Below are 24,549 nucleotides of genomic sequence, written 5' to 3' on the forward strand. Positions count from 1 at the left end.
AAGATTTCATCCATTTAGGGAGTTACCGTTGGAGGCTTAAAGAATTTTGGTGCGATCCACTGATTTATTTCTTCACCAGGAAGAGTCCAGCCTAGTTGTAGGGCGATTTCCAATCGTGGTCCTTGGTAATACTCAATGATCAATTCGTGAGATCCTGCTTCAAGAAAAACTTGCTCAACTTTTGTGATGGGTTCGTGTAGGCCGTCATTGTCGATGACAAGTGAGTCGTCAAGGTATACTTTAGCGCCATCATCACTGTTGATTGATATTTCATAGTCTCCATCTACCGGAGCGTCTAACTGTGCGTATGCTCGAATCGCAAACCACTCGACTAGCTGTTCCTTGCCAGGGAATCCCTCGGAGAAGTTTCTAGCAGGTATATTGATATCCTGGAGGCATACCCTAGTCACAGGAGTCAGGCTAGAAAAGTCTGGTAGGCTCTCACTGCCTTCAGGAACTTCATAGATATCAGCAACGATGGGGCCATCGTTTGTTCCACAGTTTGGGAACAGGCGATCAGATGATTCATCAGTAGGGCTATCTTGGGGAGTCTTAGCTGATTGCGGTTCCTTTGGCTCTTCAGGTTCGATTGTTGTTTCTTTAGCTTGGTCTTCAGTTTTGGGCTGTGTAGCCAAAACGCTTTCCACATCCCCTTGAGAGGCTTCGTCGTCGCCCATGTATTGAACCTTTGCGCAGGAAAGGAAAGTCAGGATAGTGACAAGTGCAGCAGGTACAGAAATCAGTTCTCTCATGGTCAGATCCTCTTTGTAAATCGCCATAGTTGTATTAGGTATTTCAAGGTGTGTGCCACCCACATGTTTCTCGATTTTCCTGCCAAACTACCGAAAACGTATAGCAGTTGTTTCAAGTTCTTACTTGGTTTTTTATTCATATATTGCTGCTGGGTGACAGAGATTGCGAAATACGATCTGAAAAACTTCTTGTTTTCATACCTTTAGAGGTTACTAGAATATTCTACGAGCAGTTTAGAGCATTGAAAGACATGTTTTAGAAGCTAGTCTTCTAATCTCTTTGATAAACGATTGAATTTATGAAAAAAAATCCTTAAATTTAGAAAGGTCGGAGAGTAAATGAAAACCAGTTGATCGCAGATTGTGGCACACTTCGGAATTATTGAGCTTTGATTTAGGGGCGGTTGAGGTTTGTTGCAACACAAACATCAGATAGGCCTTGATAAACGCAATCTCTTATCGCTCGTCGTCGCACCTAGTCGTTTATTCATCCAGTCAGACCTGCTTCGTGTGTTGGCGATGGCGTCCCACTTGGGCAATCCTTGGTACTACCTTCCGTTAAGCAAATCGGATAACCTATTTCTAAGGCCAACGACAGCGAGGTAAGAAGTGAAGTGCCCTAATTGTGGTGAATCATTGCAGGCACAATCCTATGAAAATACAGAGATCGATGTGTGTCGCACTTGCTCTGGTGTTTGGCTTGACGAAGGCGAGATCACTGCGATTATCAATTCCGTCGAAGAAACATTCTCAGCAGAGGAAACTGATAGAGCCCTAGCTGCAAGAGGCCTAGATCATCGTGAGCCAAGCCCTATTAAATGTCCGAAGTGCCAAGATCAACTCAAAATAGTCCACTATGTCTACGACAGTGGAGTCATTATAGATCGATGTCCCCAGAAACATGGAATCTGGCTCGATGCGGGAGAGATTGAAAAGATTCAGATATTGCAGGAAATCGATCGCGGACTTGTCAATCCGATAAACCCTCATAGCAATGAGCGGCACTGCCCTCGGGATGGATCTCCGTTGAAAGCTCATCACTACGAAGGCGAGGAGATTGACCTTTGTCAAACATGTGGAGGCACCTGGCTGGAACCAGACGAACTTAAGAAAATTATAGAGAAGAAGGATATCGAATTTTCTCCGAGCGACTACTCAGAAATAAAAGCTGACGAAAACCAAGAGACTACTAGAGCAATCGATCTAGGCCGCTTAGTATGTGTTGTTTGTACAAGAAACTTGAAGCAGCTCAATTTCTCTTACTCATCAGGGATCATTGTTGATTATTGTCCCGAAGGCCATGGCATTTGGTTGGATCATCACGAGCTGGAAAGAATTCAGGTCTTTTCAGAACGATGGCAAGAGAAACTTCCCTGGCTTCAAGAAAAATATCAAAAAGCCTTAACCGAGGCCCGAGAGCAGGCAGCAAGAGATTACGAGCAAGCCTACCAAGAAGGTGTTCGTAAAACTATGAACAAAACCATCTTGGGACGCTTTTTGAAGAAAGTCGGTGCTTAGATGCGATGCCGCTTAGTCCGCTATCAGTGGCCAGTGTGATGATGATCAGGCATTAGATTATGAACTCGCGTTAAAATAATCTTCTTCATCTTAAAGTCCAGAACTTTATCCATAACACTAGGGTCCTTGCTCAGCAGCTTTTTCAGATCTTCTTGGTTTTCACCCATCATGATGAGTACTTCTAGATGATCGTCTTTAAAGCTGGCCGATAGATTGATCTTTCCCTGGCGATATAGTTCTTTTATGTAGAGAACATGTTGATTGATCCCTTTCTGCTTCTTGTAGATTGTATTTGCTTGCCAGTTTTTCCCCGGTTGATAGGTCACAAGATATCCCTCTGGATTAGGTTTATAATGTGCCATACCATTAAAACTACTCAATAGTATCAGAAGCAAGACCCAACACCGAAACCTGCCCATTGAACCTCCTTTTGGTAAATTTTGTATTCGGAAATCTTAAGATCAAGATGATTCTATGACAAGTGGTTTCCCTAGCCAGACCCTACGAGTCATATAGCTTGTTATTTTGAGCCGTGAAGATTAGGATATTAATCATTTTCTAAAGAATAAATAGGTGTTTTTATGAAGTTGCCGTTGCTTATCTTTGGGATTGCTGCCAGTGCTCATGCGGTTGGAGAAACTAACATCAGCTTTAATTATAACCTCTACCTCGAAAGCAATGATGAAGGCTTTGAAAAGCAAGAAGGTCTCGCTGATCCTGGGAGAACCCACAGCATTGGACTCAATCCATACTTAGAGTTCGCGGGAACCCAGGAGGATCTATCATGGACAGTCTATTTCAATGTTGACTCTGAAGCAGTTAGCGATGGGATTGAAGTGGCCAAGGCTACCAAGAAGTTTGGCTCGCTTACTGTTCATGCCGGGAAGGACTATACTCATTCGGGAGGTTGGGATAATGAGAATGCGGACTACGATGTCAACTTAGTCAATCAATTCACCAGCGACTACGTTTTTGGAGGAGGTGCGGCAAAGCTCGTCCAACTAGATTATCAACTGGGACAACACACCTTATCTTTGCAGTTAACGGATGATGTGGTCAAAACCAGCCTTGATGGCGATGGGAGTTGCCCGGAAGTTACCCGCAACTGTCTCCGCTATAGTGGAGACAAGGGGCAACCAGCCTTTCTTTTTGAGTACGTTGGCATCTTACCCCCTCACTTCCAGCCACTTTTGCAGATAGCCTCCTATGATAACGGCCACTCCTTGGAGACCACAGTTGGTGTCCAGTTCAATTTCTTCACTGTTACCGGCTATCTCGACTATGTCTTGAATAAAGTAGGTTATCAACTCGGTGATGAGGATTTAGTTGACACGATGAGTGCGATTACATTTGACCTTCGCTATCAGGCTCCTAAGTATGTTCTACGACTCAAATACGTAGATTTCGATGTGGAGCAAGATACCAATATTTCAGCAAACTCAGACCGAGAGTCTTTTGATGATAACCATACAGGAGTTCAACTAGGGTTTGATTGGACTGCTTATGGTGCAGAGTTTACTCCCTATTTAGAACTGATTCAGATAAGTCAAGATGTACTAGATAATGGTGGAGAGGAAGAGACCCTCAATGAAATGTCTCTTATTGCTGGTGTGAAAGGCAGCATCTAAACAGGAGTGGTGGTGGTTCTGCTGACAATGTTTAAGGCCGGGCTCTTATTAGCGAGGCACCGCATGGTGTAAATCCCTGTAAATGCAAGGTATCTGAGAAAATGGCTACGAATATTTTAGTATGACAATATCTATAGAAATATCCTACTAATCATATTATTCTACCGTTCTTTTTAATAAAGTGCGGTTAGATTCAATATGAGCATTCCTAAAATTTTAATATTCACCCTAGCGTTGATTGAGCTTCGTGCTTTCAGTAGTGTTAAGACAAAAGGGCGTATTAAGCTCGGAGCCAAGTTCAGTGACACCCGAGATTTTGAATCCGATGGTGCTCTGAAATTAGAATGGGATACCAAGCGACGCAAAGGAGTTGAGGTCATCGCCTCTGTCGAAGGTCAATACTCGGAAGGGGAGATGGCGTTAGAAGACCTCTATTTGAATTACGAGGCTAGCGAAGCACAGAGCGTTGATCTCGGTATTACCAAAATGAAATTTGGTTATGAATATGACCTCGGCTCACAAAAGAGGCTATTGCTCGATCGCAGCTATATTTACCGGAAGCTCGAAGAATTTGGATACGTTGGTCGATCGATGCAGGCTCGATACAGAGTCGATTCCGATTCGTCTCGACATACATGGTCACTGGGTCTGACGGGAACCCGTGAAGCACTAGCTATTTATAACTATAATTACAGAAAGAATGATTGGCGTTTTGACTCGTGGTCTCAGATCAAGCAGTATCGCGCTAATCGCCGTTCTATACTTGCTGCTGTACAGAATCTGGGTCTACGCTATAAGTCGTCCTCACATACAGTATTAGAGCTAGAGGGCTTAATTGGAGTTCAGCCAGAACGTACTGCCTATCTTAACGATACGATGGAGCCGGAGCGCATCTATTTCTCGGCCTTGAAGTTGGCTGCTGGTTATAGCTATGACGCTTTCAAACCCCTAGCATCTGTTTCGTTGTATAAAGATCGCTTAGACAAGGACGAGGGCTACGACCTCGGCTATCTGCTAGGCTTTGATTATACATGGAACGATATCATCCTCGCTGCCCATCTGGAATATCTGGAAGCCACTATCCCCACGCCAGCAGGTTCTTCGATATCGGGTCTACTGAATGGGCAAATCGAGGTGAGGTATTATTTCTAATGCTTTTTAGAGTTATTTTTATACTAGGTTTATTCCTATCGTCAGCGTGTCAGGAGCACCCTTCTGTGGACGACGCCTTCGGCCTCAGAGTGATCGAGCTTGAGATTGATTCTGAAGACCGTTCTAAACTTCGATTGGGGCTTTATAATGAAACCACCGTTCCAGCGCGATTGCACTCAAGAGATCAAAGCCGGAAGGTTCGACTCCGGCACGTTGGTGCCAGCACCCGTGATGATTTCAAGCGAAATTACGAAGTGACCCTTGCCGATGAGTCGTTCCTCGGTATGAATCAATTCCGTCTGAGTGGTGAGTCAACAGACCCCACTGGCTTACGGAGCTTGTTATCCTATCGCCTATTTGAAAAGGTGGGATTTCCTGTTCCAAAAATTGAACCAGTATGGCTTCAGGTTAATGGCAGTCTTCTAGGTCTCTATCTGCTGGTTGAGCCTATCGAGAAGGCATTCTTCGACCAGAGGAGCTTGGCTGTGCAATCCCTCTACAAGCTTAAACTCAATCGTGCGACCTTTGAAGAGGAATACCTTCGTTTTCCGGAGCGCGCCTATTCCTTAAAGGAAGGGCCTTTTGGCTACGAGCCCTTAAAGGATCTGATTCGACAGATTCATCACCCAGACTGGCAAAGCTGCAACAACCATTGGAGTCGTTCCATTGATCAACAGTCTGTTATTGACTATATGGCTGTTTCGCTTTTGATCCGTAATCGCGATGGTATCAACAACAACTTTTTTATGTTTCAATCAGAGCGGACTGCTCCATTTAAAATTCTGCCTTGGGATATGGACCTCGCTCTCAAGTCAATCATCTTAGACAATGGCTTTTCTCAGGATTTTGATCGCTGGCGAACAAATGCTTTGTTTACTCGATTTTTAGATTGTTACCAATCACAGGTGTTGGCGCGGGTCGACGAGTTAATCGATAGCGATCTGAGCCTAGACGAGGTTATCACCCCACTGCTTGAAGAGCTTAGCTCGAAGATACAGCAGGCCTACAATGTGGACCCTGTATTCAGTCAGCGCAATCGTAGCTCAGTGATAGTGCATTACCAATCTGAGTTCGAGCGCTGGTACCTACAAATTCAAAACCATCGCGATTAAACTCCTAGGAGGGCATATGCGGCTTCATATGACTCATATCTTTGGTCTCTTGTGATAGAAGCCGCTGAGAGTCGCTTTCTAATTGCTGAAGCCTGGTAGCAAGCAAGTTTTGCAAACTAGCAAAGTCCTGCCCTTCATCGAAAATTGGCTTACCATAGAGCACGAGGATTTTGCTGAACGGTTTTGGAATCCGGGTCTTGTCCCAGGTCTTGCTTAATACCCAAGGGTTATGAGCGATGGCTGCCATAGGCAGAATGGGAACTTTGGTCTCTTTCAAAAGAGCAACGATTCCAGGTTTAACTTGATGGCGAGGACCTCTAGGGCCATCGACAGTGATGGCTGCTGAGTATCCGGCACTTAGCCGATTCTCAAGCTCCGACCGTGCCTCTTTGCCACCCTTAGAGGAGCTGCCCCTTACCGTACCCAGTCCAAAGCGACTGGCGATAAAGGAAACTAGCTCACCGTCAAATGATCGACTGATTAGAACTAAAATGCCCTGGTTGAAGTGGCTTAGTATGCCGGCTAGGCTATTCTCGTGCCAAGTGGCGATCATGAAGTTAGTCTTCTGTCTGTTCACCTGGGTTTTTTGTCGATTGTCTTCGTAGACCACCTGATAACGATAGGTCAGATGCAGGAGGCGGCAAAAGATGAAGCCTACGACACAGATCATACGTTCTTTCCAGCTCATGGGATATCGCTCAGCTTAGTTAATCCATTTGTTTGCACCAAACGGGCGCTGTGCTTCTTTAGCAAACATATGGAATACTTTGCAAGTGTTGTGATCTGATATCGTAGGTCTTAAGGGGCGGGCTTTTGAGAGTGTTGGAAATCCTTCATGATTTCTTGATAAAGCCCCTTCTCTCTAATTTTTTTGAGCCCTTTGTTGAACTGATTGACCAGTGATGCTCCTTGAGGGGCGGACTTTGAAATGATTACGTGATAGGTCCAGCGGCTATCCCCATGGGATTTTGTGGTGCCAATGAGCTTAGCCTGCTCCTTCTCAAACTTGGTGTTGAGGATGTAGCGGCCGATGTGAGCGTTTAGGGGAACAATGTCGACTCTGCCAATGAGAAGCATTTGTAAGCTATGCTCCGGTTTGCGGGTTCTTTGCACTTTAATAACGTCCTGCTCCTGTAGCTTGTCAAAGAATGTCGACGTTGAGCCAAGGCTTAGAACGACTTTTAAGCCCTTAAGGCGCTGCTCCCACGGGATTGTTGAGTTTAAGGCTTGTTTGATTTTGGGGTTTTCTTTTTTATAAAAAAGAGCGGTTTCATGAGTCATTACAGGATCCGTGAAGAACACTTCTTTCAATCGTTTAGGAGTTTTTCCCCATACCAAGGACCCTTCGTAGACGCCTTCCTTGACCATGAGGTAGGAGCGTTTCCAGGGTAGAAATACGTATTTGACATCGATTGCCACTGCCTTAAATGATTCAGTCACGATACGAGATGCGACGCCGTAATGGGGTTTCGATTCACTCAGAAATGGCGGCCATTCACCATTGGCCAAGGTAATTGTAGCTGCGCCTGCAGGAGGGTTACTTGCTAGTAGCAGAAAACAGAGAAGAAAAGCCTGGAGCATTATATCGTCCCATGGAACCGAGTGAATGACTAGAACTGGTCTCACCAGCTCTAAGATTATAGCCTCGATGGGGGAGGGTTTGAAGCACTAGCAGTGTATGCATCTGAATAGGAAGGCCTAGGCCTTCCGAGGATGAATTACAGGAAGCGAGGTTTCTTGATGAGATCAACGGCTCGCTCAGCCAGTGCGGTAATGGTGAGTGATGGGTTGGTTCCCAAACTATGGGGAATCACAGAGCCGTCCATCACGTATAGTTGTTCGTGAATACCACCCTGAGGGTTAAAAACGCGGCACTGATGATCGACAACACCACTGCTCACATCCTCTCCCATAGCACAGCCGCCGAGAGGGTGTGTGGTAACCATTCCCAAGGGATTCTCTATAAAGTTCGCTCCCTGTTTGTCTGAGTGCTGCTTCATCCCTTCGTTAATTCGTTTCCAAATGGGATCGTTTTTGATGGAATCCCAGGCTATCTTGAATTTGCCTCCAGGAGACATTTTGATTTCACCATTCGAGTCGTCGTGACCAACACCCAGGTAGAGTTGTGAGTGGTTCAGTGCGCCGTCGGGTGCGCGCTTAATCACATCACTAAATATCTTGGCAATGTCTTGAAGAGAATCTGGAATCCCACCGATGGCGAAAAGCCCAGATTTTAAAAGCGAGACCACAGCGAGAGGAACGCTAGAGTCTTCAACCACAAACCGGTCTGTTGGTTCGGGACTTGATGGGTTATGAGTGGTGTATCCGATACTTGCTGGTCCAACAGTTGGATCGTTGGGACCAGTAATCCTGTTTCCATATGATTCTATATCGGTTCTTTGATCGCCATTGAAACCCATGCCAATGGTATCGCCGTTTCCAGAAAAATAGTGACCAAGTTTTGATGAAAATTGCATCCCACCATATTTTTGGCTACGCATAAGAATCTTGTTGGACCCAAGGGTCCCTGCCGACACAATGAGCCTTGCAGTATCGATGTATTTTTTGCCAAAGATACGCTTGTGACTCTTACCTTTGCGATTTGAGTACCATTGATCGAAATAGATTCGATAGCGTCCGCTAGCAAGCTTTTTGAAGTAGCGCACATCAATACCAGTGAAGATATGTGCCCCTTTATTTTTCGCGTCAGGGATGTAGTTCATGTTTAAGGTGTTCTTGGCACCGACGTTACATCCTGTCAAGCAATTACCACAGAGAGTGCAGGGGTTTTGAAAGACACCTACATGATTTTTCTCTTTATCGAACTCAGAATAATTCACATAGATTGGAGAAGGTTTGAACTCCAAACCAAGAGCCTCCGCGGTGTCACTCATCGTTTGTGCCTTGCCTGGCAGTGGCTGCTCCTCGGGCCAGACTCCAGGCCTTAGCATGCCCTTTGCTTTACGATAATAGCCAGAGAGAGCACCTTGATCGCGATCGTTTCTGATGGCATCAGGCCAGCGTTCAATATCGAAAACATCATCGTCTGGAATGGTAGCAAGGGATTGATTAATTAGAGATGTTCCCCCTAGGCCAGAGCCTGATACCACAGTGGCGTCTCCGTAATAATCCAGGCCAAACAATCCCAGTTTGTGAAAAGGGCTTTTTAGGAAAGGAATCACTTCGCTCAAAAACTCTGGAAAGTCTCCCGGGTGATATTCTTGGCCTCTCTCCAAAAGACACAGGGAGCCCTCCTCTGCAAGGCCAGAAGCTGCTACGGAGCCGCCGTAGCCAGATCCAATCACAACCGTATCGTAAAAATCTTTCATCTCTGAAACGGATGTTTTCAGCACTGTTTTTTCTTTGTAGACAACATCTCTATCACCCTTTGTCTTAGCTAGGCCAGTCATCGATATCATGCTAGAAGCAGCTGATAGCTTGAAAAATTCACGGCGTCTTAATTTCATTGTCATTCCCTTAAACATTTGAAGTGTAGTCTTCTTCAGAAAATGGCTTATGGTTCGCACAGTCAGGGTTGAACTACAAGCAACTAAAAGGCGCAAATCGATTTGTCGTAGGCTAACACGGGAATGTGTGATGGTTAGTGAACTGAACTGAATAAATATAGTACTAGAATGTATGAGGATCAGTCTGGTCGTACCATTTGGTGCGGGTGAAGCACTTGGATAACGTTAGGTGCTCTTCTTTTGGTTTAAGGTTTGGGCAAGACGAAAAGTTCACCAGTTTTTTGATAATCATCGGAGAAGCCAATATTAATTTCGTAGTTTTGGATTGTTTGGACTTTTTTGGGAGAAACAGTGACGATCTGTCTGTTAGCTGAAGAAACTTCCGCTCTCACATCTAGATGGGTATCAAATACAGCAACAGCCTTGTTATACCTAAGCTTAGTTTCTCGCTCTGCTAGGACAACCCTAGAAACAGGGTTTGGTCGCTGAAGGATGAAGAACTTTGCTCGTAGATGTTCTGAGCCCTTTTTTAACTCCACAAGACAGGAAGATAGAGTTTCTGTTGTTTGAGGATACTTGAGGGTGAGAATACCTCTAAAGTCGAAACTCACAAGATTACATGTATCGGATATCAAGTCATAGCCTGTCGCTTGGTAGGCATCGTAGATATGATCGTTCCATAAGATTTGATCGTTGAGTGCAGCAATTTTTTGGACGTCAACGGCGCGAAGACTTGTCTCAAGGGTTGAAACTGTGCCACCAGAACTCATTATCTCGCGAGCCCATTCAAATTGTTTGCTATCCGGAGCTTCGTTGAGCACTTTTTGAAATACTGCGATAATCAATTGATCTCGAATGTCCTGGGTCACTTTATCAATGCCATTTTCCAACAAGCTTGTCGAGAAAACTTCTAACTCTTCTGTGGATGGAATCGCTCCAAACAAGCTAAAGATCTCAGCGATGGCTATTTGAGCAATCTGGACTCGTACCTTGCCAAAGTTAAGTCCCAGATCGAGTAGATCTTTGGCGATGACTTCATGTTTTGGGCTACTAAAACCCAGAACTGCTTGGACAATTTCTGAAGCAAGTTTCTGTCGTTGTTGATGGATAATATCAAGGGGGTTGATGTCACTTTGAATCTGCTGGTTAACTGCAACGATAATTTCATCTACGAGTGTCTCTGATAGGTTCTCGTTTAGCTTAGTTCTAAGAAGTTCTTTTGCAAGCTGTTGTTTGCTCGATAAGCCTCCGTCTACGACACCCAGTATGGTTGCTGCGGCAAAAAGAAAGTCTGTACCGCTGTATACTTTTTTGGGTTCGTCGCTAGGTAGCCAAGAGGGGTTTGTGCTGCCATTTTTGATGTAATCCCGTTCAAAAATGTAATGTCCCTTCCTATCTCGATTGCTCGGTAGGCGGTCGCCAGGGAACCACTGTTCATTTAGAAGGGATTGATATGCTCGCTCGATATGAATATCAGATATGGCGATACGGCCATAAACTGCATTATACATTGCATTGTGGATCTCACGATCAGCCACTGCTTCTAAGGTAGTCATGGCCTGGCTACTGAGCTGGCCATCGAGCCTCCAGCGGAGGAGTGCAGCCAGAGTTTGTAGGTGGCATGGATAGCCATTACAGCTGCTCCAGACCTGGAAGTTTACGTCGCGAAGAGGTGACGGTGTTCCCGTAATCTTTTCAATCACATCATAGGCATTTTGAATCAGGCCAGGAGGCATTTCCGCACGACCTATTTGACCTTCACCGACAACCCAGGCGAGGGGGATCCCTTGAATAGATCGCGACTTACCATAGTTCACTAGGTTTGTGGCTAGGTCAGCTCTTTGCTCGCTCAGGGTCCAATGTAAGAATCCGATGAGCATGTCACGGCTGATGGTACTTTTAGAAGAGTTGGGTTTGTCTGCTAAGTGATTCTTGTAGCAGTCTTGGCGCCAGTTGCGATAGAAACGACCAGGAACTTGTGGATCCTCAGCAAGAAACATATCCACTGGCGCACCAGCGACAGCTCGAAGCGAGTTGAATAGCAAGCCATCACAGTATGTGTCTTCCATCCAACCTTTTTCGTCCAGATGCTCGGCTGAGAATTTGATATATCTAAAGTACTTCTCAACTAGTCGTTCACGAAATCCATCGTGATTTTTCCATGGTTGATTGATTGGTGTTGATGGACTGTCGCTGGTGCAATTGATTTTCTGGAAGTCGATGACTTGTTTCTGCAAGCTTGAGAGAGTTTCGGCAAACAACTGCTCTTCATTGAAGTAGTCTCGGATGATGTTATCAAGCCAATCTTCGAGACTTGAACCAAATCTCGTTATGTTTACAGAAATTCCCGTTGCTTGAATACTACAGATATCCTTACCTGTAAAATTTAGTGTCGGCTGGATGCCGATACTGACATCAAGGTCAGGGCCCTCCACTAATGAGAGCTTCGCGCCAATAATTTGCTCGGGTATCATGATTTGATTGAGTCTGAGAATTTTCTCAGGTTCAGTAGGTTGTAGTTCGAATTTGATCTTGGCATTGACATTCAGTTTTCGCGCTAGTCCACTAGTAGAGTGGATAATGGAACGGCCTTCGAATGATGTGAATTCTTTCCTAATATCACACACAACATAGTTGCCCTCGGCGATAGGGAGTCCGTTACTTTTGTTGTCACAGATGGTTTCATCTGATTTTGCCAAATTGGGCATTAGGCTCAAGGCAATAAGAATCGGGTATAATGCTTTCATCATCGGTCTTGTCCTATACTATCGCTGGTTCAGCGTAAGAATGAGATCGGTTGCATTGAACTGAGCAGAAAGTGAGCTAGCATCGCGAATTCGCTGAGCAATCGGATGCGCTTCGCTGAAGTCGATAAATGATCCGCTATCTTTATTCAACGCTTCTGTTAGTTCTGTTCGGATTGTTTCATCGAGGAGAATTTCGATTGTTCCGATAATAGCATTGACAAGGTCATTACTAACCGAAATATCAACGGTTTGAACATCAACAACATATTGCCAGTTCTCTACACGGAGAATGGCTTCAAGCTTTATATTCCCGTTGATGCCAACAGAAAACAGGCTGTTCTTGTATTTACCTTTGAGCTTAGCTTCCACTTTTAGTCGATTTGTACCTACGAAGAAAGCATTGAATTGCGATATATCGCCCTTGAAACCGCGCTCCTCAACTGGAATGGCATTCATTCTGGATAGTTCTTGATTGATAAGCAGGTTGATTTCAGACTTGCTCACTGCTAACTGAAGTGGTGCAAAGGATACGACTCTTAGTTTGTTAGCCAAACCATAGGTTCTTGTACTCATAAGACTCAGGAGCAGAAGTATAGACAAAAACCTCATAAAACCACCTTGGTGAAGATTAAATGACCCAATATAGTCTTGGCAATGCTTTCCGAAAGTGACGCTATCTTATGGAAGATCATAAGTATATGAATTTATTAATATGCCACAGGGAATATTCCTACAAAAGATGTCTATTTAGCATAGTTTTTGAGAGAAGATCAAGGGCTTTTCAGGATAAAATACTGTCTCAAATTCCTCTCATGACTTTCTGTGTCTATATACGTCAGGCACACGAGAGGTTTAGACGGCTTCAGGTCAAGTACCACTAGTTCAAAAGTTGTTTAGGGCTAACATCGTACTCTTTGGTTCTGGTTGGGGTCGCCAATTGTAAGATCTTGTTAGAATGGGACAACGAGGTGTGATTGATCAACTCATTCTCGTAAACGAACTGATTTCTCGTTCCAGATATCACTAATACATTTTCCAATGAGGTGTAAATGCTAGTCATTTGCTGTCTAGTTCTATTGCTATTCCCAGCGTGTGGTTATGATAGGGGTAGTACATCTGCCAAGGATGATACTTATAGGAGTGAAGTCTATCTTGAGGAGTACGGTAGAGCTAGCTTTGAATCTGAGGTCGATGGTCATCACTTGATCCATACGACGATTATAGTCAATGACAAAAGAATCCGTGCTGAATTTGATGAAGGTCAGGGCATTAGAGCAGTGGAAGCCAATATCAGCCTTGATCAGAATGACAAAGCCATTCTAGGTGAGCTGTTTCATCGCGTTAAGGCGTCAGTTGACCAATCTTCTCCGGTTCAAACTTATACATCTTCACTTACCAACTATCTAAGTGAAGCACCTGAAGGTCATACGATTCCCACAAGGGGCTTCGAAGACAATCTAAGTCTTTATGATGAAGGTGTAACATGTATCTGGAAAGGTCAGGGAGTTTACGGCCAATGGGATACAGCTTACGGAGAGGTCAGGGGGGAATGGGTCACCACCAATGCTCACTACGGTGGAAACTATGGTTGCATGGGTCGATGCGGAGCTAATTGTGGTTGGGGAGCGCCTTCGTCATACACCAAAGATTGTATGGATCATGACATCTGCAGTCGCCGGCACAACGCATCGGGTGGTGGTGGAGATCGCAATTGTGGTGACGAGTTCAATCAAGCGATGGATGACTGGGTTTCTGGCGTAATCAGAGGTTGCTCGGGTTGAATCTAACTGTTATTAATTGCCGAAGCAGCTAATAGAGACATTTTGTCTTTGGTTTGCTTCTATCTAAAGCCGGTAGGCTTTAATTTTCATTTATGTCACATGACAATACTAGGGACTATGTCCCGATAGATATCAGTAAAAAAATCAATATTATACAATAATATCTAAAGCTTGGTGGTTATGTAGCCGATAAGAAAAGGGTCTTTTATCATAGAGAAAATATATGAAGACTATCACGCTAAGCTTATTGGCTTTTTTAATCCTATTGTTGGGGTGTTCTCCAGAATCTCTGATTAAGTCGGGGTCAAAAGAGGATCGTATTCCCGTCGCAGCTGCTAAGGCAGATGCCACTAGGCCGTCCGAAGACAACGGAGGTCTGCCTGGGTACTCGATTTACTGTGACCTTTCGGAGGAAGAGCCTTCAACTACCACGCTCGATTTGGGTTGTGGATTGGCAGATGCATCTGGTAACGCAGTTAAAGTTGAAAGCGTGGCGACTATTTGGAACTGGAGCTTCGATCGAGGAGAGCTTTCTAGCGAAGTTTCTGTATCAATCGATGAGCAAAGAGATCATCCAACCTACAGTGTGTTCTACAGATTCTCGGGTTTTGACAAAATTAATTCTCAAACAAAAATTTTAGAAAGTAGTGTTGGCCTTGACTTGGTTCCCAAGGGTAAAAAAGAGCCGATAACTATCAATAGCAAAGTGAAGGATACAATTTCACAAGAAAATACGATTCAGATCGAAGAGATTGCTAATCAGGGAGCTTTAAAGTTTCGATATATTCGTATCGTCTTCACATCTTTGGTCGATACCTTCGTTTCTAATGATGTTTCGATCGAAGGTCTGCAATTAAGAACCGCTGACACCTGGCAAGCTAGTAACTTCACATCAAATGCCGGAACAATTGGCCCATACTTGGTTGTTGTTTCAGCTAGTTCGTTACTCGATCCGATAAACGAGGCTTTTCTAGCCTTCAACGGAGCCGCTGTTGGAGCTTTTTGGGCATCCGCTCTTGATACCTTTCAGGCTACTGCTCCCTTCGATGCGATTGGCGAGCCCTCGTGGCTCATGATTGACTTCGGTATCACTCCGGTCAATGTCACAGGAGTTAGAATTGATGGCGGTGACTTTGTCAATGGCCAGAATGGTGAAGCGGCTCCAGATAGTTTCTATCTAGAGGGCTCAGATGATGGTCTCACTTGGCAGACGATTCCAGGCAGCATTTTCAATAATGTATCTACCAGCAATCTTACTGAATTTGTTTGGTGATGCTCCAACAGCCCCGTTTCAGGGGCAAGTAGATTTCAAAAATACGAAACTATATACGAGCCTTGGGTCTTGGGAGCTCTGAACATCGAGATTTCGCAACATTCTCCCCATTTACATAGCAATGAGCATAACCATCGTTATGGTATCGCCACTCCTTTGCTAGCCGAGGTGCAGGCCTTGGTATGTTGCTGCATCGATGCTTCTTCACGAGTTGGCCACGAACATAGCAGTGCGCATAGCCATCCTTGTGATAGCGCCACTCCTTGGAAATTCTATGTGGTGGCCTCGGTCGATGATTGCAGTACTTCATCTTTGTCTGCTTACCATTCACATAGCAATGTGCATAACCATCATTGCTATAACGCCAGATTCCTACTTGCCTGGGCGCAGGCCGGCGGATACTGGAACAGTTCCATTGTTTAACGAGCTTATCGTTAAGATAGCAGTGTGCATAGCCATCCTTGTGATAGCGCCACTCCTTAATAACCCTTCTTTCAGGCCTTGGGATGTGACTACAGTATCGTTTCTTGACTAGGTGACCATGTCTGTAGCAGTGGGCATAGCCATCCTCATGGTATTTCCACTCTCCGCCTTTCACTGTAATACGCACCGTTTCTGCGGAATGAGCGCAACTCGTAAATAGTACACCCAAGAAAAGTATCATAATTCGTAGCATGTCAGTCCCTCCTTGTTTCACTTACAAAGGGTCTTTGCAACCGTTGTTCCACCGATTTACAGTCTTTTTGGCCTGAAATTAAGGTCTAGGGAGGTGGGTTTGTGATTGATTGAACACAGGTATTGGGACACCTGTTGTCATATGGTCTCACCAAGTGTCACTTTGTCTTGAACCATGAAATGGTTTCCAAAATTATTCAGGACTACGATCTCATTTGCATCCTGCCTATGAACTCTAGTCGCGCCTAACTCTTTCGTTCTAGTTGATATTTTGGTCAGTTGTTTCAACCACTAGCGATTCCTAGAGGGATAGGAGAAGCGTTTTCATTAGCTTAGCCTAGGACCAAACCTTGCAAATATCTTCATAGAACGAGTTTTCAACGATTAGTAAAAATTTGCGGGTGAACTGATGAAAAGGCAGGCGGTAAATGCGCGGACGGTGAAGGATTTTTTATATTCAACAAGCTATCTTCTCATTACGATTATAGCAGCGTTCTCGTTTCTCAAGTCAGTTGAAAAGCAAAGCAGTATGGAGGCTACTTCTTCCGATTCAATCCCAGTTAATACAAAAAGTACTTACAAGAGGTCTACTACCCTCTCTTACGAAGTAGAAGATATTTATGAATCCAATACTCCAAGTGGATCTGCAGGTAAAGACCAGATACTAGTAGACGAAGTTAGTGATGTCGCAAGTGATCCGTCGCTTGAGAAGCTTGAGTTTGCTAGCTTAGATCCAAAGTCTTTGATTGAAAGTGGGGATATCGACGGAGCAGCATTAGAAATCCTTTCAAAGAGTCATGATCTAGCTAAGTTCAGTCCGATAATCGATACCAATATTGATTTAGAGCGCTACTACTTTCTTGAAGCTTTCGTAGTAGAGAGCCCAAAGCTTGCTCAAAATTATGAATTAGCTTTTGAGCTGTTTACGATTGGATCAGTCAATGGAATCGAAGGGTCCAACAAATACCTTGATAACCTGAAGCAAAACCATAGAAAACGCCTAGAAACAGTCTGCACTGAAATGTATCTTCACTATCACTCTAGTCGAGTTAAGCAGAAGGTGGAGTCTTGCGCTGCAACTATGGGGGTTTCAGTAGTCTATGAATATCTGATGAACATCTACTTTGATGGCGATATATCTCGATATGAAGCTGAGTACCAGACTTTTATGGAGCGCTATCAGCTAAAACCAATTCAGGATTTTTCAGAAGAACTTGAATATGTCTACGAAAGCTAGACTTGCTACCTGATTCACTATGTTAATGAGCACAACATGAGATTCCGACTTCTAATAACTGTAACCATTTCGATCATTCTTTATTCTAGCGCTGTTTCGATGTTCTCGCAGTCATCAAATTCTAGCTCTTCAATAACGACTGAGTCCGAACCAGCACGATCGATAGATATTAGTCAGATTTGGGGTGCTAGTAAGTTAGGTGACTTTAGCATGCCAGATGATTCGTTCTATGATACATATGAACCAAAAGTTGAACAGTTGATCATTGAGCAAGAATCCGAAGTTATTTCCGAGGATATTCGGCTTCTAAGATACAGGCTGGGAGGTGACGAAGACCTTCTAGAGTACGTTGAGATGACGAGAGATATACTGCCTTCGATCGAAGATGAACTTAGCGATCTACATAGCCGAAAACAGGAGGTGTGTTTTGACCTCACTGAAATATGCAGGGTTGTTGAGAACATCCTCCGCATTGAAGCTAGGGTTGAGAGACTACGAGATCTTCGAAAGATTTCTACCTATCCAGATTTACAAAGTGACCTTTCCTATTCTCTTTCAGTCCTCCTTGCTTCGCTTGAGGATGAAAAATCGTATCTTGATCATCTTCTTCTAGATCAAGCGATTGACAGCATAGTAGTCCAAGAAGTGGAGGGGCTAGTCGCAACACAAGTGGACTACGAAGCTGTCATTGATCGTCATTATGCTACGGCATCGCTTTAGTCGTTCATAAACTTCTGCCGAAGCCATCTGATCTCAGATCCTCACGCCCAGTCCCGAGTATACCAAAATTTTGTTGCAGGTTCATGATAGTCTTCGGATCAAATTGAGTTTGCATGGTCCGCGAGATAATCGGATGGGTTAGCTATCAAATTCTATTCTGGGATACTTCCTCTCAAGGTCAAGAAATCGAGATAAAGTTAGGCAGCCTTAAAATATAAGACAAAAATCAGCATCTGGATTCTAGAAGGATGATATTTAAGGATTTCTAAACTTTCAAGCGAGATATCTTCCTTGGGTTTACTCCCCTAATAACAGGCAGTTTCAAAAAGTCATATCTGGCTAGATTTTTGCAACTCTTCAAAAAAAATATACCGGATTGAACACTGTAAAGATTCATTGCAATGCGAGGTAACTATGAAAATCAACATGCTCATGTTGCTGTTGATAAGCATCGTGGCTTGTCAACAGCAACCCTTAAGCCCCAAACGAGTCACACGTACTGCTGGTGAAGCTGCGCCAAGCAAAATTTCTGATGAAGAACTCTCCGAATTGGAGGATATGGATCTGCCTAAAGAGACTGAGGACCCTGAAATCATCGAAGTTGATTGGGACGGACAAACGTTTAAGTCTATTGGCTCAAAATACGACTTAATTCCTGTTAACTAGGAGAAACGAACATGCTTCATAGAGTCTTTCTATTATTTTGGGGGCTGTGCACAGTGTCTTGTCAGCCCGATATCAGCATTCAAACGCAAATTGAAAACGCCCTAGAAAAAGGCCCAAAAAGTCAACAGACACCAGTATCTGAACCTCCAAGAAAGCAAGAGACCCGGTGGGGTTTAAGCTTAGTTCATGATCACCAAGATACAAATATTCCTAAGTGGATCCGCTACGATGCTAGTCAACAGCCGTTCATTGATAAGGAAAAACTGGACTCTTGGATTACCAATTTCTTAGCCGAAAGCTCTTCTCTATTGCAACTCCCTGCGGATCAACTAGTTGCCCTTCCTCAAAAGATACGTTTAGCTCCTGGAATGGAGGTTCGATCATTTCGTCGCGAAATCAATGGCATTCCCGTGGACAAGGCCTATCTTGATCTTGTGTTTCACATATCTTCGGATCACCGATACTCTCTTCGAGAGGTCGTCAACCGTAGTTTTTCCCATGTACCAATAGTCGCCGATGACCTACCTAACGGAATGGAAGAAGAGTTGAAACCCTATGGTGACATCCTGGGCCGCAAGTCTATCTTCTATCCAACTGAAATTGATGGTAGGATGAATCTTATTGAAAGTACTCGTTGGGATATTATCGATGCCAATGGTGTGCTACGCTCAATAACAATGGAACACTCAAATCAAAGCATTGTAGAGGCCTATGACTATCGTCACCATGCTCCTCCTAAATTCTCTCTTGCTGCGGAGGTCTGGAAGCGATCACCGGTGAATCAGTTGAAATCCCTCAAGCACTTGCCATTAACAAACATTACTAAAGATGGAGTTGCCTCCACAACGACACTGGATAGTGGATTGGATTTTGATGCTTCAGGTGCGCTGGCTATTACACTTGGTAGTGATCGCTACGATGTGATTACCCCTGGTGGCAATACCCCCTTGGAAGTAGCCGTAACTGTTGATCCAACGGGTAAAGTAACACCTCCTAACGCTCTAGCTGAAAGAGGAATGCATGTATATACGAGTTTTCATGAGATTAATCGATTCACGCGCCGATTTATTTCACCTTCTGAAACGACCTATCTAGATCAAAAAATTCCTATACTTTTCAATTCAACGATCCAGGATGCAAACTGTAATGCCTTCTATAACAGGCAGCAAAATCCTGTGATAGTCTTTGGAAACTGTGATCAGGCTGACTTTGTGGATTCCCTTGCTGATTTTTCTGATGTTAGCTATCACGAGTGGGGGCATGGTTTAGATGACTATACCGGAAGAACGTTAGGGATTCAGGACCAAGCCTTTTCAGAAGGTATTGGTGACATGATCGGGTCGTTATTCATGAATACCTCTGACATGAGCCCTGGTTTCAACGGTAACCAATACAATCCCGGTAGAAGTCCTAAAAACGTAGCCATGGCTCCCTACAATGGGAACAATCCTTACCAGGAAATGTTGATCTTTAATGGCTCGATCTGGGATATGCACGATGCTCTAGTTCAGAGATATGGTTTGATCAAGGGTAGCTATACTTCGCAGCGTTTGTTTTTTAGGCATCTTCTGATGGCTGATAGCTATCAAGAGTCCTATGAAATCATATTGCGCTTAGACGATGACGATAATAACGCCATGACAAGATCCCCAAATCACTGTCTCATCAACCAAGCTTTTGCTAATCATGCTTTAGCAACATTAGAGCCTAATTGTCAGGACCAAGTTATACCACCTACTATTCCCGTTGATCAAAGCATCTATACCATGTTTTTGAATCCTGAAGAGAATCAGTCAACCCTACTAGTTTCAGCTGATGAAGGGGAGGCTCTTGCTATGTGTATAGGGAAACTTAAGGAGTGTGAATCCTTGGATCCATCCGAAATTGAATTTGAGAAAGTTATTGTGGATGATCAGGAAAAAGCATTCTTTCGTAGTAAAACAGCAGTTGCGACTAATGAGTTCGAGTATCTAACATTTACAGTCTTCAATGATGGGATACCAACTGGAGCTAGAACAATCAAAGTTGTGACCAAATAACGAAACCTGAATTTGACGGAGCCATGCACGCGATTGCAAGGAGGTTAGGCAATGTTACTAGTAGAGAAACTGAAAATTTTGTTCCGGCTCTATTTGATGTTTGTGATAGCAGCGGTGCTACCTTCCTGCTCCGAAAAGCCAGAACCTTACAGCAGATCAGTGAGGAGCCAGGATGTTGTGGACGGTAAGAATGCAAGCCCTAGCTCCAACAAAAGCTCCGAAAATAAGACCGAATCGCAAGAGGTAGAGGACGAGGAAAGCCTAGAGGAGATGAATGATCCACCGGAACTGCTAGGGCCTATGATTGAGGAAGTCGCAGATAACATGGACCAGAATGTAGTCGCCAACAGGCTTAAGCTCCTCAGCTCTGACGCTATGGCAGGTCGATTGACAGGTTCTGCTGGGCATGCTGATGCCGTCACGTATTTTGCTGGTAAGTTACAAGAGTTTGGGTTTAGCCCGGCAGGGTCGGTCCCTGGTAGCTATGAGCAAGGGTTCGCCGTTAATTCTCAACAAACTGGAAACGTCATGGGTGTGAACGTGATTGGGAGGCTACCTGGTAATGGTTCTAGCCAAGAAGTTATCGTGGTAGGAGCCCACCTTGATCATTTAGGGACTCAAGGTGCTCAAGTATTCAACGGGGCTGATGATAATGCATCAGGAACTACGGGAGTTTTGAGTCTAGCTGAAGGGCTATCATTTTTTAAAGGAAAATTAGATCGCGATATTTTGATCATTGCTTTTTCTGGTGAAGAACTTGGTCTTCTGGGTAGCAAGCACTTTGTCGCAAACCCTACTATTGATCGCTCTAGGATAAAATTCATGTTGAATCTCGATATGGTGGGGTATGGTGGCGGTCAAGTCTATGGGATTAGGTTTGCTGCGATTCCAATCCTAAAGGAGCTACTCACGGACCGAGCAACTCGCTACAATATTAACCTAGTATATGATGACAGCAAGGACGGTGCTTCCGATCACATTTCGTTTGCAGAAGTTGGTATTCCTGTAGGTACTTTTCATACTGGCCTTCATGACAACTACCATCAAATTACTGATACAGAAGAAAAAATCGATTACACTAGCTTGACAGCTATCAGCCAGATGACCTTCGACTTTATCGCTCATGCAGCATCATTACCGAACCTCGCTATTCAGAGTCTGAGGATAAGGCCAGATCTACCGAACGGTTACACAGCTGACGAACTAGAGCTACATAGCAGCGATGTGATCCATGGAATGCCCTTGCTAAAGCCTTACTTTTGGGATGATGAGACAGCCTATTCAGCTATGGTTCCCAAGAATAGATCACTTGGGAAAAAGTTGAATTTTGAGGCTTCTCATAGGCATTAAGATTTTGATCGAGATTGCGCACTTTCACTTTCGCCCGGAAATACTAGGCGAGAATGATGGGTCGAAAAAGCTTTAAATGTAGACTCTTGCACCGCTGCGTAGCCGTAAGATTGTTGGGTCAATATGCTAGAAGCCCGATTTTTGACCGGAGATCTAGAGCGAAGCAATTTTCTGCAGTGGTTTTAGCCTGACGTCTTTGAGCTTTTCTTGGGCTTCAAAAATATCGACCTTCTGCTGCAAGTTAAGCCAGAACTCTGAAGTTGTTCCAAGAACCTTGCTGAGCCGAAGGGCAATGTCTGGAGTTAGGCTAGAGTGGCCATTTACAATTCTATTAATAACCTTGTAGTCAACCTCAATATGTTTAGCGAGGGCAGCCTGAGAAATCTGCATAGGTTCTAAGAACTCTTCGAGAAGAATTTCACCGGGTAATGTAGGTTTTCTAGCCATTGGAAACCTCCTTAATGATAGTCACAGATTTTAATTTCGTATGCACCATTATTAAGCCATTTGAAGGCAACCCGCCATTGATCGTTGATTATAATAGAGTGGTAGCCCTTCAAATCGCCCTTTAATGCTTCTAGCTTATTGCAGGGTGGAACCTTTAAATCAGTAAGCAAAGCAGCAGCATCTATCATATCCAGTTTTCTTGCTGCTACATTATTAACTGCTTGCCAACCTAATTGTCTCAAACACCCTGACATATTCCGCTCTTTGGATACCGATCGATTAGCTCAAGGCTTTTCTCGACATAGAGCTTCTGGCGATCAAGAAAACCGTTTTTCCCGATACTCAAGTCACAAATCCCAGATTATCGCGATGCTTCCATATCAAATCGAAGATCAACTGAAAAGCAGCCATACAGAAGTAGAATAAGGCTATCTGCGAGGGAATTTGCGACATAAAAATGCTGGACACTAAACCCATGAAGCAGATCATCTTTATCTTGCCATTGTCAAATTGACCTGTGGGAAAGAATATCTGATTAACAATGATTAATAGACTCATTGAAATAGGGATGATGAACAGGGGATCTGGGGAACTAAGATCAGTGATCCAAAGCCATTTTCCAGCAAATCCTAAGGAGCTTGCATGACTCAGAGCTAGATAGGATCCGTAATAGACAGGAAGCGATAGCATTTGAAGGAATATCCCCTTGAGAGGTGAAATATCCTCTTGCTCATAATACTTCTGCTGAGCACGAAGCAGGGAGCTAGGATCATCTTTGTACCTATCTCTTAGTTCTTTTATCTTTGGAGCAGCTTGAGCTAGTTTTTTGGCCTCTTCTTTTCCCTTCAAATAGAGTGGAAACAGAGCAAATTTAAATAAAAATGACATCACCAATATAGTTAGTGGGTAGCTTCCCGTCCAAGTTTGGATTTCTAACAACAAAAATTCGATCGGACAAGCGATGACGCTTGCCCAGCCTTCGACTGAACACATAGTGGTACCCTTTCTCTGAATCTCTATGACTCATAGATTAATTCAATGGCTAGCTTGTGCTTACCAAGTACTTGAAGCATGAATTTTTTTAAGAAAAGGGGTTTCTTAGGGTATGGGAAAAAGCTGTGATTGGACGAGTACTTTAGGAATAAAGGGCTTTTGAAAACTACTATTCGCAAATAAATGAAGGAGCTTATCGCTTCTGATAGGATTGGTTTCAATTTGATATGAAAGAAAGTAGTTAGTAAAAATCAACCTAAGCAGAGAAAGGTTTGCCATAAGGTTGATGATTTCTAATAAAGTCATTTCTTTCTTCCACAACTGTTACCCGTTTAACTTAATATTATATACTTACTTGTCAAGCGGAAGAGTATAGAAATACTTAAAGAGGTTTGTTAATTAGCTTCAAGTAGGATGATCAATAAATTGAAAGGTGGTTGAGAGGCAACTTTCCTCTCCCGCCTTTCTTGATGAGTGTTTCTTCAGGTTATGTATTGAATAAGGTTGGGATATACTTTTTTCTCACCCGTCAGACTAGTCACATAGACTGATATCCACTTCATTGTCTGGAGATGGAAAAACACATTCATTATCAACGACAACATGGCCAACTCCCATTGTTTCGTAGGTTCCATTATTTTCGACACAGATAATCTTGGCATCCTCAGGGCTTCGGTATTTCACCACTAATTATTATGAGGAAGCCTGCTTTAGTGTATTCCTGAGTATTCAAGAAATTAAAAACCCGAACCACAAAAAGTGATTCGGGTTCCATTTTTCTTTTTTGCCCGGAAATCTTTGGCCGATTCCCGGATTTGACCAGCTTGGTAGCCGACTAGCAGATGTAACTTAAAGAAATTCTTCGCCTATTGGCAAAGACCTTCTTACATCATTCCCCCATGCCGCCTTTATTCAAAAACCGGCCCTTAAACACTTGGTTTTATTGGGAAATGAATACATCATGCCGCCTTTCTTGGGTGGTGTAGTTTGTC

General features: G+C 43.8%; 23 protein-coding genes. 11 read left to right on the top strand and 12 right to left on the bottom strand.

Annotation, left to right across the window (positions count from 1 at the left end; translation table 11 throughout):
* Positions 1 to 14: 14 nt before the first annotated feature.
* A complete protein-coding gene (locus tag B9N89_RS11620) occupies positions 15 to 779 on the bottom strand; it encodes a PA14 domain-containing protein (protein WP_132318235.1) in 765 nt (254 codons plus the stop codon).
* 582 nt (positions 780 to 1,361) lie between these two features.
* On the opposite strand from B9N89_RS11620, the gene B9N89_RS11625 reads away from it, so the two are divergent.
* A complete protein-coding gene (locus tag B9N89_RS11625) occupies positions 1,362 to 2,270 on the top strand; it encodes a TFIIB-type zinc ribbon-containing protein (protein WP_132318233.1) in 909 nt (302 codons plus the stop codon).
* Positions 2,271 to 2,293: 23 nt separating this feature from the next.
* Here the strand turns inward: B9N89_RS11625 and B9N89_RS11630 are convergent, their stop codons facing one another.
* Positions 2,294 to 2,689 (bottom strand): YciI family protein, encoded by a 396-nt coding sequence (locus B9N89_RS11630; protein WP_132318231.1) that lies wholly within the window; start codon positions 2,687 to 2,689, stop codon positions 2,294 to 2,296.
* 162 nt (positions 2,690 to 2,851) lie between these two features.
* Here B9N89_RS11630 and B9N89_RS11635 point away from each other — a divergent pair, with 162 nt between their 5' ends.
* From B9N89_RS11635 to B9N89_RS11640, 3 genes are all read left to right on the top strand, one after another.
* Positions 2,852 to 3,898 carry a hypothetical protein gene (locus tag B9N89_RS11635; protein WP_132318229.1) on the top strand — a complete coding sequence of 349 codons (1,047 nt, stop codon included), beginning with the start codon at positions 2,852 to 2,854 and terminating at the stop codon, positions 3,896 to 3,898.
* Positions 3,899 to 4,096: 198 nt separating this feature from the next.
* Complete coding sequence (locus tag B9N89_RS31325; RefSeq protein ID WP_159455313.1) at positions 4,097 to 5,050, top strand: hypothetical protein; 954 nt, start codon at positions 4,097 to 4,099, stop codon at positions 5,048 to 5,050.
* A gap of 65 nt (positions 5,051 to 5,115) precedes the next feature.
* Positions 5,116 to 6,162 carry a CotH kinase family protein gene (locus B9N89_RS11640; RefSeq protein WP_159455314.1) on the top strand — a complete coding sequence of 349 codons (1,047 nt, stop codon included), beginning with the start codon at positions 5,116 to 5,118 and terminating at the stop codon, positions 6,160 to 6,162.
* 4 nt (positions 6,163 to 6,166) lie between these two features.
* Here B9N89_RS11640 and B9N89_RS11645 read toward each other — a convergent pair whose 3' ends face one another.
* From B9N89_RS11645 to B9N89_RS11665, 5 genes are all read right to left on the bottom strand, one after another.
* Positions 6,167 to 6,850, bottom strand: coding sequence for a lysophospholipid acyltransferase family protein (locus B9N89_RS11645; protein ID WP_132318225.1), 684 nt, complete (start codon positions 6,848 to 6,850; stop codon positions 6,167 to 6,169).
* A 110-nt stretch (positions 6,851 to 6,960) separates the two neighbouring features.
* A complete protein-coding gene (locus B9N89_RS11650) occupies positions 6,961 to 7,788 on the bottom strand; it encodes a substrate-binding periplasmic protein (RefSeq protein ID WP_132318223.1) in 828 nt (275 codons plus the stop codon).
* A gap of 92 nt (positions 7,789 to 7,880) precedes the next feature.
* Positions 7,881 to 9,629 carry a GMC oxidoreductase gene (locus B9N89_RS11655; protein WP_159455315.1) on the bottom strand — a complete coding sequence of 583 codons (1,749 nt, stop codon included), beginning with the start codon at positions 9,627 to 9,629 and terminating at the stop codon, positions 7,881 to 7,883.
* A 245-nt stretch (positions 9,630 to 9,874) separates the two neighbouring features.
* Positions 9,875 to 12,379 (bottom strand): hypothetical protein, encoded by a 2,505-nt coding sequence (locus tag B9N89_RS11660; RefSeq protein ID WP_132318219.1) that lies wholly within the window; start codon positions 12,377 to 12,379, stop codon positions 9,875 to 9,877.
* A 15-nt stretch (positions 12,380 to 12,394) separates the two neighbouring features.
* On the bottom strand, positions 12,395 to 12,985 hold the full coding sequence (locus tag B9N89_RS11665) for a hypothetical protein (RefSeq protein WP_132318217.1): 591 nt from the start codon (positions 12,983 to 12,985) through the stop codon (positions 12,395 to 12,397).
* A 440-nt stretch (positions 12,986 to 13,425) separates the two neighbouring features.
* Between B9N89_RS11665 and B9N89_RS11670 the strand changes: the two genes are divergently transcribed.
* Positions 13,426 to 14,157, top strand: coding sequence for a DUF8213 domain-containing protein (locus B9N89_RS11670; RefSeq protein ID WP_132318215.1), 732 nt, complete (start codon positions 13,426 to 13,428; stop codon positions 14,155 to 14,157).
* A gap of 223 nt (positions 14,158 to 14,380) precedes the next feature.
* Positions 14,381 to 15,430 carry a discoidin domain-containing protein gene (locus B9N89_RS11675; protein WP_132318213.1) on the top strand — a complete coding sequence of 350 codons (1,050 nt, stop codon included), beginning with the start codon at positions 14,381 to 14,383 and terminating at the stop codon, positions 15,428 to 15,430.
* 49 nt (positions 15,431 to 15,479) lie between these two features.
* Here B9N89_RS11675 and B9N89_RS11680 read toward each other — a convergent pair whose 3' ends face one another.
* On the bottom strand, positions 15,480 to 16,106 hold the full coding sequence (locus B9N89_RS11680) for a hypothetical protein (RefSeq protein ID WP_132318211.1): 627 nt from the start codon (positions 16,104 to 16,106) through the stop codon (positions 15,480 to 15,482).
* Positions 16,107 to 16,514: 408 nt separating this feature from the next.
* Between B9N89_RS11680 and B9N89_RS11685 the strand changes: the two genes are divergently transcribed.
* The 5 genes from B9N89_RS11685 to B9N89_RS11705 all read left to right on the top strand — a co-directional run bounded on the left by B9N89_RS11685 (position 16,515) and on the right by B9N89_RS11705 (position 22,117).
* Complete coding sequence (locus tag B9N89_RS11685; RefSeq protein ID WP_132318209.1) at positions 16,515 to 17,342, top strand: hypothetical protein; 828 nt, start codon at positions 16,515 to 16,517, stop codon at positions 17,340 to 17,342.
* Between the two features lie 36 nt (positions 17,343 to 17,378).
* Positions 17,379 to 18,062: a hypothetical protein gene (locus B9N89_RS11690; RefSeq protein ID WP_132318207.1), complete on the top strand. Its 684-nt coding sequence runs from the start codon at positions 17,379 to 17,381 to the stop codon at positions 18,060 to 18,062.
* A 414-nt stretch (positions 18,063 to 18,476) separates the two neighbouring features.
* Positions 18,477 to 18,728 (top strand): hypothetical protein, encoded by a 252-nt coding sequence (locus B9N89_RS11695; RefSeq protein WP_132318205.1) that lies wholly within the window; start codon positions 18,477 to 18,479, stop codon positions 18,726 to 18,728.
* Positions 18,729 to 18,739: 11 nt separating this feature from the next.
* The gene (locus B9N89_RS11700; RefSeq protein WP_132318203.1) at positions 18,740 to 20,767 is read left to right on the top strand and encodes a gluzincin family metallopeptidase; all 2,028 of its coding nucleotides are present in this window, start codon (positions 18,740 to 18,742) and stop codon (positions 20,765 to 20,767) included.
* 51 nt (positions 20,768 to 20,818) lie between these two features.
* A complete protein-coding gene (locus tag B9N89_RS11705) occupies positions 20,819 to 22,117 on the top strand; it encodes a M28 family peptidase (protein ID WP_132318201.1) in 1,299 nt (432 codons plus the stop codon).
* 153 nt (positions 22,118 to 22,270) lie between these two features.
* On the opposite strand, the gene B9N89_RS11710 is transcribed toward B9N89_RS11705, so the two are convergent.
* The 4 genes from B9N89_RS11710 to B9N89_RS31330 form a co-directional block, all read right to left on the bottom strand.
* A complete protein-coding gene (locus B9N89_RS11710; protein ID WP_132318199.1) occupies positions 22,271 to 22,564 on the bottom strand; it encodes a HigA family addiction module antitoxin in 294 nt (97 codons plus the stop codon).
* Between the two features lie 11 nt (positions 22,565 to 22,575).
* Positions 22,576 to 22,806, bottom strand: a complete 231-nt coding sequence (locus tag B9N89_RS11715) for a type II toxin-antitoxin system RelE/ParE family toxin (RefSeq protein WP_234996096.1) — start codon at positions 22,804 to 22,806, stop codon at positions 22,576 to 22,578.
* A gap of 100 nt (positions 22,807 to 22,906) precedes the next feature.
* The gene (locus B9N89_RS11720) at positions 22,907 to 23,557 is read right to left on the bottom strand and encodes a YidC/Oxa1 family membrane protein insertase (protein ID WP_132318195.1); all 651 of its coding nucleotides are present in this window, start codon (positions 23,555 to 23,557) and stop codon (positions 22,907 to 22,909) included.
* Between the two features lie 534 nt (positions 23,558 to 24,091).
* Positions 24,092 to 24,241: a hypothetical protein gene (locus tag B9N89_RS31330; RefSeq protein ID WP_159455316.1), complete on the bottom strand. Its 150-nt coding sequence runs from the start codon at positions 24,239 to 24,241 to the stop codon at positions 24,092 to 24,094.
* Positions 24,242 to 24,549 lie beyond the last annotated feature (308 nt).

Origin of the sequence: Pseudobacteriovorax antillogorgiicola (assembly GCF_900177345.1) — a bacterium.
Taxonomy (GTDB): domain Bacteria; phylum Bdellovibrionota_B; class Oligoflexia; order Oligoflexales; family Oligoflexaceae; genus Pseudobacteriovorax; species Pseudobacteriovorax antillogorgiicola.